This window comes from Leifsonia sp. ZF2019 (genome assembly GCF_019924635.1).
GTDB lineage: Bacteria > Actinomycetota > Actinomycetes > Actinomycetales > Microbacteriaceae > Leifsonia.
This window is the reverse complement of record NZ_CP065037.1, coordinates 3826082-3838455: the sequence shown is the minus strand read 5'-3', so window position 1 is coordinate 3838455 and position 12374 is coordinate 3826082. Positions and strand designations below refer to the sequence as shown.

Genomic DNA, 12374 nt, shown 5'->3' with positions numbered 1-12374 from the left:
CTTCCCCCACGAACCCGAATGCACCACTCGAATCAGAGAGGCAGCACCATGACCACGACCGACCTGCCCGCCCAGCCGCGCCTCAAGCGCGCTCTCGGGCCGACCGCCCTCATCCTGTTCGGCCTCACCTACCTGGCGCCCGTGACGGTCTTCACGACGTATGGCATCGTGACGGAGTCGACCGACAACCACCTCCCCTCCGCGTATGTGGTCGCCCTCGTCGCCATGCTCTTCACCGCGTTGAGCTACGGGGCGATGGCGCGCGCGTTCCCCGTCTCCGGCTCCGCGTACACCTACACGCAGCAGTCGTTCGGCGGCCACATCGGCTTCCTCACCGGGTGGACGCTGATGCTCGACTACCTGTTCCTCCCGATGATCAACTTCCTGCTCATCGGCCTGTACCTGAACACGCAGTTCCCGGAGGTCCCGCAGTGGGTCTTCGCGCTCGCGTCGCTGCTGCTCGTTCTGCTGTTCAACGTGCTCGGCATCACGCTGGTCAACAAGCTGAACGTCGCGATCGTGGCCCTCTCCGTGCTGCTCGTCGTCGTGTTCGCCGTGCTCGCGATCAAGGAGCTCGCCACGAACCCGTCATCGAGCACCCCGAGCCTCATCGAGCCGTTCCTCCCCGGCTCCGGCGGCCTCGGTCCGATCTTCTCCGGCGCCGCCGTGCTCGCCCTGTCGTTCCTCGGCTTCGACGCGGTCTCCACGCTGTCGGAGGAGGCCAAGAACCCGAAGCGCGACATCCCCCGCGCCATCCTCCTCACCACCCTCATCGGCGGCGCGATCTTCATCGTCGTGTCGTGGCTCGGCGCCCTGGTCTTCCCCGACTGGCGCGACTTCGCGAACGTCGACTCCGCCGGCGTGGACCTCATGGCGAAGGTCGGCGGCACCTTCCTCACCTCGTTCTTCGTCGCCGTCTACGTCGTCGGCGCGTTCGGCTCGGGCATGACCACGCAGGTCAGCGTCTCGCGCATCATCTACTCGATGGGCCGCGACAAGGTCCTGCCCGGGATCTTCGGCACCCTCCACTCGCGTTTCCGCACCCCGTGGGTCGCCGCCGTCGCCGTGTCGATCGTGTCGCTGCTCTCGCTCGTGCTGACCCTCGACGTGGCGGCGACCATGATCTCCTTCGGCGCGCTCGCCGCCTTCTCGATGGTCAACCTCTCCGTCATCCGCCACCACCTCTTCCCGAAGGGCGGCCGCGAGAAGCCGACGGCGGGCGAGTGGCTGCGCTACGGTCTGCTCCCGGCGATCGGCTTCCTGCTCACGGTCTGGCTGTGGACCTCCCTCACCGCCACCACCTTCGTCGTCGGTCTCTCGTGGATGGCGCTCGGCGTCATCTACCTCGCGGTCCTCACCCGAGGCTTCCGCCGCAAGCCCCCCGTCATGGACTTCTCCGAGAAGGAGGACGCCGTCCCCGCGGAGGCGTGAGCCCGCCCCCCACCCTGTCCCCCACCCCCCCCACCCCCTCCCACCCCCTCACCCCTCCTCACCCCCTTCCCACCCAGCAATTCCGGAGATGTGAGCCGGAGTCGGCAGAACCTCCGTACCAACGGCGATTCCGGCGGCGTGTCGGCCGAGCACACCGGAGCTACGGAGGCCGTGCCCGCCACACCGTCGAAATCACCGGAACTCCGGCGATGCTGCGCCCGGCGGCACAGATCTCCGGAATCACCGGGTGGGAGAGGGGAGCGGGGTGAGGTGACGGGCGCGTCTGCTTGACTGGGTGCATGTTCCCGTACGAGCAGCTGCGGCGCCGGCCCGACGTGGAGGCGCCCAATCTGTTCGCCTCGGATGCGGCCGACCGGCTGCTGGCCGACACGGCGGGAGACGCGGTGCTCCGCCCGGGCCTGGCGGTGATCGGCGACGCCTACGGCGCCCTCACCCTGGCGGCGGCGGAGCGCGGTGCGCGGGACATCCGTGTCCACCAGGACCCGCTCACCGGCGAGCGTGCCCTCGACCAGAACGCCGTCGCGCTGGCAACCGCCCTCGACCTCCCCGCCACCGGCATCTACACGCACCACCCTCTCGACGAATCCTTGGTGCGCGGCGCGACGACGGTGCTCCTGCGGCTGCCGCGCAGCCTGGAGGCGCTCGCAGAGATCGCCGCGCTGATCGCCGAGCATGCCCGGCCGGAGGTGCAGGTGTTCGCCGGCGGGATGCTGAAGCACATGAGCGTGGCCATGAACGGCGTGCTCGCCGAGGTCTTCGGCGCGGTCCAGGTGTCGCTCGCGCGGCAGAAGGCCCGGGTCCTGACCGCCACGGAGCCGCATCCCGCCGCCGCGACCGTGCTCGACCGGTGGCCCGAGCGCGCGTTCGACGACGCGTCCGGCCTGTGGGTGTGTGCGCACGGGGCGGCGTTCGCCGGCGCGTCCGTCGACATCGGCACCCGCTTCCTGCTGAGCGTGCTGCCGCAGGCGGCGCCGGAGGCGCGCACGGCGATCGATCTCGGCTGCGGCACCGGTCTGCTCGCCTCCGCCCTCGCCACCGCGCGCCCGGGGCTGAGCGTCATCGGGACGGACCAGTCCGCCGCCGCGGTCGCGTCCGCGCGGGCGACCGCCGCCGCCAACCACGTCGCCGACCGGGTCTCGGTGGTGCGGGACGACGGCCTCGGCTCCCAGCCGAGCGCGTCTGCCGATCTCATCGTGCTCAACCCGCCGTTCCACATCGGCGGCGCCGTGCACACAGGGATCGCGCACCGGATGTTCGCCGACGCCGCGCGGGTGCTCCGACCCGGCGGCGAGCTGTGGTCGGTGTGGAACTCCCACCTGGGGTACCGTCCCGCTCTCGAGCGCACCGTCGGTCCGACCCGGCAGATCGCCCGCAACCCGAAGTTCACGGTCACGGCCTCGCGCGCGCCCTGAGCATCCGCGCCCACCGGCGCACACAGGGGTCGCATTCTGCCGCTCTCGGCCACGCAGAGCGGCAGAATGCGCCCCCTGGATCGCCCGCCCGGCGAGCCGCCCGAGGCTCGCCTCCACGCGGGCTATGCGCGGCTGCGAGCCTTCACACTGCACCCGCTCCCCCTGGCAGCCCATTGCTATCCGCGCCGTCGTAGCCTCGCCTCGAGGGCGGGGAGGACGGCGAGAGATGACTCTGACACTGCACCGCCCTCGTCTGCTGCGCGGTCCAGCGCTCGAGGACCCCGTGGTCGCCCCGGTGCTCGGTACCGACAGGCTGCTCCTGCGCCCATACGGCGCATCGGATGCCGTCGACTGGCTCGCGATCGAGGCCGACGACCGCGTGCGCGCCGGTCTCGGCTGGCCGCAGCGGACCGACCGGCAGGCTCTCGACCATCTTCGCGCGCGCCGCCACCACACGGTCCTCAGCCAGGTGGGTGACTTCCTGGCGCTCGCCGTGGAGCTGGACGGTCATGTGATCGGCGACGTCTCCCTGCATCTGCGGACGCTCGCGGAAGAGACGCGCAGCGTCGAGATCGGCTGGCTGCAGCGCTCGGACCGTTGCGGCCACGGCTATGCGACCGAGGCGGCCGACGCCGCGCTCGACCTGGCATTCGGGAGGCTCGGCGCCGTGCTCGTCACGGCCGTGATCGACCGCGCCAATGCACCGTCCGCACGCCTTGCCCGACGCCTCGGATTCCGCCTCGCCGGCACGACCGCGGCCCGGGCGACCTGGGTGCTGGCGCGCGAGGAACGCGCAGCCTCGACGAACGCCGACATTGCGGGACGCGCGTCCGCTCCGTGAGCGCTTCGCCACGGGACGTCTGCGCCGCGGCGCCCGACCGCGCTCGTCCCGAGGCGCCGCGGTCGCAGTGCCGAGGGCACACGGCGACCGCCGGTCAGGGCACGAACACCACGCGCCCCGCCGCGCCCGGATCCTCCGCCCACACGGCGGTGAGGTCGCTCAGGTGCACCGGGCGCGCCTCCACGTCGAAGGTGCCGCGCGAGACGGCCTCGGCGATGGCGGGCAGCTCGGCGCCGAACTCGGCGGCCGACACCGATCCGATGCCGCTGCCGACGAGGTCGAGGCGGGCGGCGCGGAAGGCGGCCGACGGGATGCTCGCGGTCGGGCCCGCGACGGAGCCGATCTCGACCCAGTGGAGCGGTCGGCTGCGGTCGGAGCGGGCGGTGACGACATCCACGAGAGCCCGTTCGGTCGGGGCGCCCCAGACGTAGTCGAGGACGACGTCCACGTCCGCCGCCCGCGACAGCTCGTCGAACCCGATGGTCGTGTCCGCTCCGTGGCCGAGCAGGGAGGCCGTGCGGTGTGCGTCGCGACCGGCGGCGATGACCTCGCTCGCACCGAGCGTGCGGGCGACCTGCAGGGCGAGGCGGCCCGCGTTGCCGGTCGCGCCGAGGACGAGTACACGGGAGTCGGGCTGGAACGCGATCCGGCGGCGGAGCGCCACCCATGACGACATGACCGGGTTCATCGCGGCGGCGACCCGGGCGACGTCGATGTCGTCCGGGAGGGGCACCGTCGCCTCGCGCGGTACGACGGTGCGCTCGGCGAAGGTGCCGAGCTCGCTCTCGTGCAGCAGGGCGTAGCGCAGGTGTCCGCTCGCGTCGCGTACGACGGCGTCGATGCCGGGGACGAACGGCAGGTCCCCCGTGCTCGTGTAGTGGCTGCCGTCCGCCTGCGAGCGCACGCGAGGGTGCAGGGCGGCGGCGAGCACGTCGACGACGAGGGAGTCGTCGGACGATGCGGCCGGTTCCGGCCACTCGGCGTACTCGGGCGGGGAATCGAACGAGGTGACGACTGCGGCGCGCATGGCTCCTCCAATTGGTTTGCATTGCGAACCATTCCATAATCGTTGGTACTACCAACTTCTGTCAAGTAGGCTCGGAGGATGAGCGAGAGAAGCGACGACGACACCCCACCCGGTGACGACCCCCTGGTGGATGCGCTGGTCCAGACCTCGTTCGTCGTGATGGGTGTGCTCACCCGTGTCGCCGCCGAGCACGACCTGTCGCTCACCCAGCTGCGGATGCTCGGAGTGCTGCGCGACCGCCGCCCGCGGATGGCGCAGCTCGCGCAGCTGCTCGGCCTCGACAAGTCGACGGTCTCCGGTCTCATCGAGCGGGCCGAGCGCCGAGGTCTGGTGCGTCGCGTGCCGAGTGCCGCCGACGCCCGGGCGGTGGAGGTGGAGGCGACGGACGCCGGTCACGTGTTGGCCCGCTCCGGAGCCGACGAGGTGCGCGATGCACTCCAGCCACTGTTCGGGGCGCTCGACGTGCGGGGGAGGACCGCCCTGCAGCGGGAGCTCGACCGGCTGCTGGCGGATCTGCGCGGCTGAGCACGCACCGGCGCCTGCTCCCGCCCCGCTCTCACGCGCCTCGCACGCGCCACCGTCCGTACATCTTCCCCGCGTACACTCCGGTTCACCGACGACCGCCGGCGACCAGGAGGAACGATGGCCGACGACACGCCCGCGACCGATCTGCGCGAGTACATCGAGCATCTGCGCGCCACCGGATACACCGTGCAGGGCGGGCACACCCCCGACCCCGAGCTGATCGACCCGGAGGGCAACCCGGTCTACACCTGGCAGGAGGGGTATCCCTATTCCGAGCGGATGAGCCGCGAGCAGTACGACATCGAGAAGTATCAGCTGCAGGTCGAGCTGCTGAAGTTCCAGTACTGGCTGGAGGACAACGACCGCCGGGCGGTCATCGTGTTCGAGGGCCGTGACGCCGCAGGCAAGGGCGGCACGATCAAGCGGTTCACAGAGCATCTCAACCCGCGTACGTCCCGGGTGGTCGCGCTGTCGAAGCCGAGCGACCGCGAGCGCGGGCAGTGGTATTTCCAGCGCTATGTGCAGCACCTCCCGACCGCCGGAGAGATCGTCATGTTCGACCGCTCCTGGTACAACCGCGCAAACGTGGAGCGCGTCATGGGGTTCTGCACCGACGACGAGTACGAGACGTTCATGGCGCAGGCCCCGGCCTTCGAGAAGATGCTCATCGACTCGGGCATCCATCTCACGAAGTTCTGGTTCTCCGTCTCGCGCACCGAGCAGCGCACGCGCTTCGCCATGCGCCAGCTCGACCCGGTGCGCCGGTGGAAGCTCTCGCCGATGGACATCGCCTCCCTCGACCGCTGGGACGAGTACACGGCGGCGAAGGAGGAGATGTTCCGCCGTACCGACAAGCGTCACGCCCCCTGGACGATCGTCCGCTCCAACGACAAGAAGCGCGCCCGCGTGAACGCGATGCGCTACTTCCTGAGCCAGTTCGACTACGACGGCAAGGATCCGTCGGTGGTGCGCCGTCCCGACCCGCTGATCGTCATGCGCGGCAAGCGGCTCGACGCGGACGAATAGGGAGGGCAGCGGGCTGGCGGGCAGGCGGGCGGCGAGGGAGCGGTCGGCCGCGTCGTCGCGCTAGTCGACGTCCTCGTCGTCCGCGTGGGTGGACCGGCGGCGCGGCGTGTCCAGCATCGACAGCCAGAACAGCAGAGCGAGCAGCCCGAAGATCACGAGGGCGGCGGCGAGGTCGCTCCACTGGAAGGGGATGAAGGTCCCGTCGATCGACAGCACGAGCACCGTCTCGATCACGCCGAACACCAGGAAGAAGATCCCGAGGAGCAGGCGCGTGACCCGCACGCGGCCGCGATGGTGCACCTCCACGCGCCGGAACTCGACCATGAGCGTGAGCAGGAGCAGCGGCAGGATCTGGGCGAGCGCCGCCGCCGACGCGCTGTCCATCAGCACGATGTGGAGGTCCATCGGATCGATCATCACCGTCAGGGTACACAGCGCGCGCCGGCCGGGGTGGACGGAGTCGTGCACCCCGCCTGTTCCTGTGGATTTGCTATGGTGACCCACGGCCTCTTCAACCGCAGGGGGAAACATGCGGCAGCCCGTGCCGCGTCAACTAGGGGAATCATGAAGCGAACTCTCACCACCCGTCTCACGCTCGCGGCCGTCACCGTCGTCGCCGTCGCCGGTGCCGTCACCGGCTGTTCGGCCGGAGCGTCGAACGACACCGCTTCGACGTCCGCATCCTCGACGTCGAAGCCCTCGGCCGAGGCGAAGGTGTCGGCCGACCAGTCGAAGGCCGATGCCTGCACCGCCGTCCGGGCCGGCCTGCAGAAGCTCCAGTCCATGCAGAGCGAGGCCAGTGCGGCCATGTCCGACCCGCAGAAGGCCCTCGCCCTCTTCGACCAGATGAACGAGACCATGACGTCCATCAAGGACCAGGTCGGCAACCCGGAGGTCAAGGCGTCGGTCGACAAGGCCGCGGCGGCCATCGACGATTACGCCACCTTCCTGCACGACGCCGTCCAGAACCCGGCCTCCGTCGATGCCAGCAAGGTCGGCGAGAAGGCCACCGCCATCACCGAGTCCTTCACCGAGGTCGGCAAGGTCTGCGCCTCCTGACCCACTGATCCGCACCGGCCCGGCCGGAACGTCGAGCGCCCCGGCGCTGCGGGAGACCGCGGCGACCGGGGCGCCGTCGTCAGCGGCTCGGCCAGTGCCACGACGGTCGGTCGAGCAGCCCTTCCTGGCCGACGACGACGGTCTCGCCGAGCCGCTTCTCGAGTTCGACGTAGCGCAGAGTCTCCGCGGGGCCCCGTTGGGCGGCCCGTTCGATCGCCGCGCGCAGCTCCTGCGAATGCGTCACCACGACGGTCTGTGCGTCCGCCGCGGCGGCGACGAGGAGTGCGCCGAGTGCGGGGAGCAGGTCCGGATGCAGGCTGGTCTCCGGCTCGTTGACGACCAGGAGCCGGGGAGGCCGTGGGCTCAGCAGCGCGGTCGCCCAGAGCAGATAGCGGAGGGTGCCGTCGGACAGCTCGGGGCCGGCGAGTGGTCTCAGGAGTCCGGGCTGGCGGACCCTGAGGGAGAACTGCGAACCGTCGACCGCCACCTCCACGCGGCTGCCCGGGAACGCATCGTCGATCGCCGCATCGAACGCGTCGCCGCGGCCCAGCTCGCGCAGGGTCTGTACCGCCGCGGCGACATCGAGGCCGTCGGCGGAGAGCACGGGAGTCCGGGTGCCGAGTTGCGGGAGACGCGACGGAGCGCTCGCGTCGGTGCGGAAGTGGTCGTAGAACCGCCAGGAGCGCAGCTGCTCCCGCATCCTGAGCACCTCGGGTGCGCGGACCGGATCGATCACCTCCGTCAGCAGGCTCTCGAACGGCCGTAGCGTGCGGCCGAGCTCGGTCCACCCGCCGTCGTCATCGCGCACGCGCACGTGGCCGCCGCGGCGTTCGGCCGCGATGGTGGACGGTCGGGGTGCACCTCCGGTCCAGAGCGTCTCCGCCTTGAGCTCGGGATCCCGTGCGAAGGCCGACTTCGTGATCTGCGGTAATCCGAGATCCAGCGCGTAGCCCAGGCCGTCCCCGTCGTCGTCGAGCTGCACCCCGAGCCTCAGGGCCACAGGTCCGCGCCGCACCGTGCCCTGCACCGGCGCGCGCCCGTCTCGCACCGCGCGTCCGATCTGTTCGGGCCCCGCCCACAAGGTGGAATCGAGACCGCCTTCGCGGGCGATCGCGACGACGACCTCATCCTTCCCGCACCCGGCGAGGAGCCGCAGCGAACGGTAGAGCGACGACTTGCCGGCGCCGTTGGCCCCTGTGACCACGGTCAGCCTCCCGAGCGGCAGGACGAGATCGCGCAGCGAGCGGTAGCCGGAGACGGCGACGGTGGTGATCACGCCCCCATGCTACGGAGGGCCACCGATAGCGCCGGATTCCGTTCCGACCCGGAATACCCCCTCGCCTTTCAAAGTTGAGCCTAGTAGACTCAACTTTGCCACCTCTCGAAAGGACACGGAATGGCGAACATGCAGGGTGCGCCCTCCTCGCAGGAGGAGGCCAAGAGCGCGCTGGAACAGTACGGCGTCAACCTCACGGAGATCGCCAAGAGCGGCAAGCTCGACCCGGTCATCGGGCGGGATGCCGAGATCCGTCGCGTCAGCCAGGTGCTGACCCGGCGCACCAAGAACAACCCCGTGCTCATCGGCGAGCCCGGCGTCGGCAAGACGGCCGTGGTCGAGGGGCTCGCGCAGCGCATCGTCGCGGGCGACGTGGCCGACTCGCTCAAGGGCAAGCAACTGGTCTCGCTCGACCTCTCCGCCCTCGTGGCCGGTGCGATGTACCGGGGCCAGTTCGAGGAGCGGCTGAAGGCCGTGCTCAAGGAGATCAACGACGCCGAGGGCGAGATCATCACCTTCGTCGACGAGCTCCACATCCTCATGGGTGCGGGCGGCGGAGAGGGTTCCGTCGCCGCCTCCAACATGCTGAAGCCGATGTTGGCCCGTGGCGAGCTGCGGCTCATCGGCGCCACGACGCTCGACGAGTACCGGGAGTTCATCGAGAAGGACGCCGCGCTCGAGCGCCGGTTCCAGCAGGTCTACGTGGGCGAGCCGAGCGTGGAGGACACGGTCGCCATCCTGCGCGGCCTCAAGGGCCGGTACGAGGCCCACCACGGCGTCACCATCGAGGACTCCGCCCTCGTCGCCGCGGCCTCGCTCTCCAACCGCTACATCACCGCCCGGCAACTGCCCGACAAGGCGATCGACCTGATCGACGAGGCGGCCTCCCGGCTCAAGATGGAGATCGACTCCGCTCCCGTGGAGATCGACACCCTCCAGCGCGTCGTCGAGCGGATGAAGCTCGAGGAGTTCGCCCTCAAGAAGGAGAAGGACGACGCCAGCAAGGAGCGCCTCGCCGCCCTCCAGGAGCGCCTGCGGGCGCAGGAGGACGAACTCGAGGAGCTGCAGAGCCGGTGGCGCGCCGAGAAGGCCGCGCTCAACCGGGTGGGCGCACTGCGCTCACAGCTGGACGAGGCCAAGACGAGCCGTGACGTCGCCCTGCGCGACGGCCGGTATCAGGAGGCCTCGCGCATCGAGTACGAGACCATCCCGAACATCGAGCGCGAGCTGGCGGAGGCCGAGCAGGCCGAGCACGATCACCCGCGCATGGTGAACGAGCAGGTCACGGCCGACGACATCGCCGCCGTGGTGGCGGCGTGGACGGGCATCCCCGTGGACCGGCTGACCCAGGGGGAGACCGAGAAGCTGCTCCACCTGGAGGCGGAGCTCGGCCGTCGCCTGATCGGACAGAAGAAGGCGGTGCGCGCGGTCGCCGATGCGGTGCGCCGCACGCGCGCGGGCATCTCCGACCCCGATCGTCCCACCGGATCGTTCCTCTTCCTCGGCCCGACCGGTGTCGGCAAGACGGAGCTCGCGAAGGCGCTCGCCGCCTTCCTGTTCGACGACGAGAAGGCGATGATCCGCATCGACATGAGCGAGTACGGCGAGAAGTTCGCCGTCTCGCGGCTGGTCGGCGCTCCTCCCGGCTACGTCGGTTACGAGCAGGGCGGCCAGCTGACGGAGGCGGTGCGTCGCCGTCCGTACTCGGTCATCCTCCTCGACGAGGTCGAGAAGGCGCACCCGGAGGTGTTCGACATCCTCCTGCAGGTGCTCGACGACGGGCGCCTGACGGACGGTCAGGGCCGCACGGTCGACTTCCGCAACACGATCCTCATCCTGACCTCCAACCTCGGCAGCCAGTACCTCGTGGACCCCACGCTGAACGAGATGGAGCGTGAGGAGGCCGTGCTGCAGCAGGTGCGGCAGGCGTTCAAGCCGGAGTTCGTGAACCGTCTCGACGACATCGTGGTGTTCTCCGCGCTCGGCAAGGACGAGCTGGGCGAGATCGTCGAGCTCAACATCGATCGCCTGGCCGCGCGGCTGTCGGAGCGCCGGCTCGAGCTGGCGGTCACGCCGGACGCCCGGTCCTGGCTGGCCGAGCGGGGCTACGACCCGATCTACGGGGCGCGCCCATTGCGCCGGCTGATGCAGCGGGAGATCGACGACCGGCTCGCGACCGCGCTGCTCGCGGGCGAGATCCGCGACGGCGACCTGGTGCGCGTCGACCTCGCGCCCGAGGGCGACCGGCTGACGGTCGAGGCCGTGCGGGAGTAGGCCGCGGCGACCGCGCGCAGCGACGCAGGGGGGCGCACGGCGGCATGCCGTGCGCCCCCTTTCTTCGTGGTCGTGGGAGGATCCCGGCAGCGGCGAGGCGATCCACCTCGTGGCGCACCCGATCGTCGTCGATCTACTAGGGCGTGTCTCCTAACCGTTGTTGTGGTCGTGGTGCAGGCTGGGCGTTGTGTCGCGGTCTCGGGTGTTGTCGGATTCTCAGTGGGAGCGGATCGCGTCGTTGATGCCGGCCCCGTCGCCGAAGGGCGGTCGCCCGTTCGGTGATCATCGTTTGGTGGTCGAGGCCATCATTTGGCGGTATCGGACCGGGATTCCGTGGCGGGATCTGCCGGCGGAGTTCGGTCCCTGGCAGACGGTCTGGAAGCGTCACAACCGATTCAGTCACGACGGCACCTGGGACCGGGTGCATGCTGCGCTGTTGACTGAGGCCGACGCGGCCGGGGTGCTGGATTGGACGGTGAGCGTGGATTCCACGATCAACCGAGCCCACCAGCATGCGACCACCTTCGCCCGTGTCGAGGAGCCCGCGGGCCGCCGCCCCACCAACACCCCAGGGGGCACGATCGAATCACAAGAATCTTCGTCAGGAACCCGCTGACCACGCGATCGGCCGCTCGCGTGGCGGCCTGTCGACGAAGATCCACCAACTCGTCGATGGCAACGGACTCCCGCTTGTCGTGCTCCTCACGCCGGGCCAGTCCGGTGATTCGCCGATGTTTGACGCCTTGATGGGACAGCTCCGAGTAGATCGAATGGGTCGAGCTCGCACCCGGCCCGACGCCGTCCGCGGCGACAAAGCGTATTCATCACGCGCAATCCGCTCCCACCTCCGCCGACGCGGTATCGCGGCAGTCATCCCCGAACCCGACGATCAGAAGCGACACCGCCTCAACCGCGGCAGCGCGGGCGGCAGACCACCCCGATTCGACGCGATCAACTACCGAGGACGGAACGTCATCGAACGCGGCTTCTGCGACACCAAGCAATGGCGAGGCCTCGCCACCCGCTACGACAACCTCGCCGTCACCTACCGGGGAGCAGTCGTCCTCCGCGCAATCACACTCTGGCTCAAACGGTTAGAAGACACGCCCTAGCCGTGGCCCGTCGTAGGGGAGTCCGCCCGGGCGATGGTGGAAGAGGCCGAAGACGACCGCCCCGACCACCGGCTTCGCCGAGTCTTCGACGCGATCCCGGCGCGCTTGATCGGCGGCGAGCGATCCACCGACGGGTCGGATGTTCCGGCGTGGGCTACCGCACATGATGATGCTCGAGCGGCCGCGCACGCTTGGTCCTGTCGTGGATGACAAGCTGACGTAGTCGCCGTTATCCGCGGCTGATCAGAGATGATGGGGGCACCCTCGGAGCTGAAACTGTGAGCGCCCGCAGATCCGATTCGTTGCGCTTGGTATTAGCCCCATTTTGGGGCGGTGTTCCTGTGTGTTCTCTCAGAGAATCCTACTTTTC

At 69.9% G+C, this 12374-nt stretch carries 10 protein-coding genes and 1 pseudogene; 8 read left to right on the top strand and 3 right to left on the bottom strand.

Annotation, left to right across the window (positions count from 1 at the left end; translation table 11 throughout):
• Positions 1-48: 48 nt before the first annotated feature.
• The 3 genes from IT072_RS18750 to IT072_RS18740 all read left to right on the top strand — a co-directional run bounded on the left by IT072_RS18750 (position 49) and on the right by IT072_RS18740 (position 3705).
• Positions 49-1431, top strand: coding sequence for an APC family permease (locus tag IT072_RS18750; protein WP_223358348.1), 1383 nt, complete (start codon positions 49-51; stop codon positions 1429-1431).
• 299 nt (positions 1432-1730) lie between these two features.
• Positions 1731-2864: a class I SAM-dependent methyltransferase gene (locus IT072_RS18745; RefSeq protein WP_223358347.1), complete on the top strand. Its 1134-nt coding sequence runs from the start codon at positions 1731-1733 to the stop codon at positions 2862-2864.
• A gap of 226 nt (positions 2865-3090) precedes the next feature.
• Positions 3091-3705 (top strand): GNAT family N-acetyltransferase, encoded by a 615-nt coding sequence (locus tag IT072_RS18740; RefSeq protein WP_223358346.1) that lies wholly within the window; start codon positions 3091-3093, stop codon positions 3703-3705.
• A gap of 94 nt (positions 3706-3799) precedes the next feature.
• Here IT072_RS18740 and IT072_RS18735 read toward each other — a convergent pair whose 3' ends face one another.
• Complete coding sequence (locus IT072_RS18735) at positions 3800-4732, bottom strand: quinone oxidoreductase family protein (RefSeq protein ID WP_223358345.1); 933 nt, start codon at positions 4730-4732, stop codon at positions 3800-3802.
• A 78-nt stretch (positions 4733-4810) separates the two neighbouring features.
• On the opposite strand from IT072_RS18735, the gene IT072_RS18730 reads away from it, so the two are divergent.
• Both IT072_RS18730 and ppk2 read left to right on the top strand, forming a co-directional pair.
• Positions 4811-5257 carry a MarR family winged helix-turn-helix transcriptional regulator gene (locus IT072_RS18730; RefSeq protein ID WP_223358344.1) on the top strand — a complete coding sequence of 149 codons (447 nt, stop codon included), beginning with the start codon at positions 4811-4813 and terminating at the stop codon, positions 5255-5257.
• 117 nt (positions 5258-5374) lie between these two features.
• Positions 5375-6283, top strand: coding sequence for a polyphosphate kinase 2 (gene ppk2, locus IT072_RS18725; RefSeq protein WP_223358343.1), 909 nt, complete (start codon positions 5375-5377; stop codon positions 6281-6283).
• Positions 6284-6343: 60 nt separating this feature from the next.
• On the opposite strand, the gene IT072_RS18720 is transcribed toward ppk2, so the two are convergent.
• Positions 6344-6700: a hypothetical protein gene (locus tag IT072_RS18720; protein WP_223358342.1), complete on the bottom strand. Its 357-nt coding sequence runs from the start codon at positions 6698-6700 to the stop codon at positions 6344-6346.
• 147 nt (positions 6701-6847) lie between these two features.
• Here IT072_RS18720 and IT072_RS18715 point away from each other — a divergent pair, with 147 nt between their 5' ends.
• Positions 6848-7342: a hypothetical protein gene (locus tag IT072_RS18715; RefSeq protein WP_223358341.1), complete on the top strand. Its 495-nt coding sequence runs from the start codon at positions 6848-6850 to the stop codon at positions 7340-7342.
• Positions 7343-7421: 79 nt separating this feature from the next.
• On the opposite strand, the gene IT072_RS18710 is transcribed toward IT072_RS18715, so the two are convergent.
• Complete coding sequence (locus IT072_RS18710; protein ID WP_223358340.1) at positions 7422-8618, bottom strand: AAA family ATPase; 1197 nt, start codon at positions 8616-8618, stop codon at positions 7422-7424.
• A 120-nt stretch (positions 8619-8738) separates the two neighbouring features.
• Here IT072_RS18710 and IT072_RS18705 point away from each other — a divergent pair, with 120 nt between their 5' ends.
• Both IT072_RS18705 and IT072_RS18700 read left to right on the top strand, forming a co-directional pair.
• Positions 8739-10892 (top strand): ATP-dependent Clp protease ATP-binding subunit, encoded by a 2154-nt coding sequence (locus tag IT072_RS18705; protein WP_223358339.1) that lies wholly within the window; start codon positions 8739-8741, stop codon positions 10890-10892.
• A gap of 187 nt (positions 10893-11079) precedes the next feature.
• Positions 11080-12004 (top strand): annotated as a pseudogene (locus IT072_RS18700) (IS5 family transposase).
• Positions 12005-12374: the final 370 nt, after the last annotated feature.

Bases quoted from the DNA above. Each gene is read 5' to 3' on its own strand.
- IT072_RS18720 (WP_223358342.1), bottom strand. From the start codon at position 6,700: ATGATCGATCCGATGGACCTCCACATCGTGCTGATGGACAGCGCGTCG.
- IT072_RS18750 (WP_223358348.1), top strand. From the start codon at position 49: ATGACCACGACCGACCTGCCCGCCCAGCCGCGCCTCAAGCGCGCTCTC.
- IT072_RS18705 (WP_223358339.1), top strand. From the start codon at position 8,739: ATGGCGAACATGCAGGGTGCGCCCTCCTCGCAGGAGGAGGCCAAGAGC.
- IT072_RS18740 (WP_223358346.1), top strand. From the start codon at position 3,091: ATGACTCTGACACTGCACCGCCCTCGTCTGCTGCGCGGTCCAGCGCTC.
- ppk2 (WP_223358343.1), top strand. From the start codon at position 5,375: ATGGCCGACGACACGCCCGCGACCGATCTGCGCGAGTACATCGAGCAT.
- IT072_RS18745 (WP_223358347.1), top strand. From the start codon at position 1,731: ATGTTCCCGTACGAGCAGCTGCGGCGCCGGCCCGACGTGGAGGCGCCC.
- IT072_RS18730 (WP_223358344.1), top strand. From the start codon at position 4,811: ATGAGCGAGAGAAGCGACGACGACACCCCACCCGGTGACGACCCCCTG.
- IT072_RS18715 (WP_223358341.1), top strand. From the start codon at position 6,848: ATGAAGCGAACTCTCACCACCCGTCTCACGCTCGCGGCCGTCACCGTC.
- IT072_RS18735 (WP_223358345.1), bottom strand. From the start codon at position 4,732: ATGCGCGCCGCAGTCGTCACCTCGTTCGATTCCCCGCCCGAGTACGCC.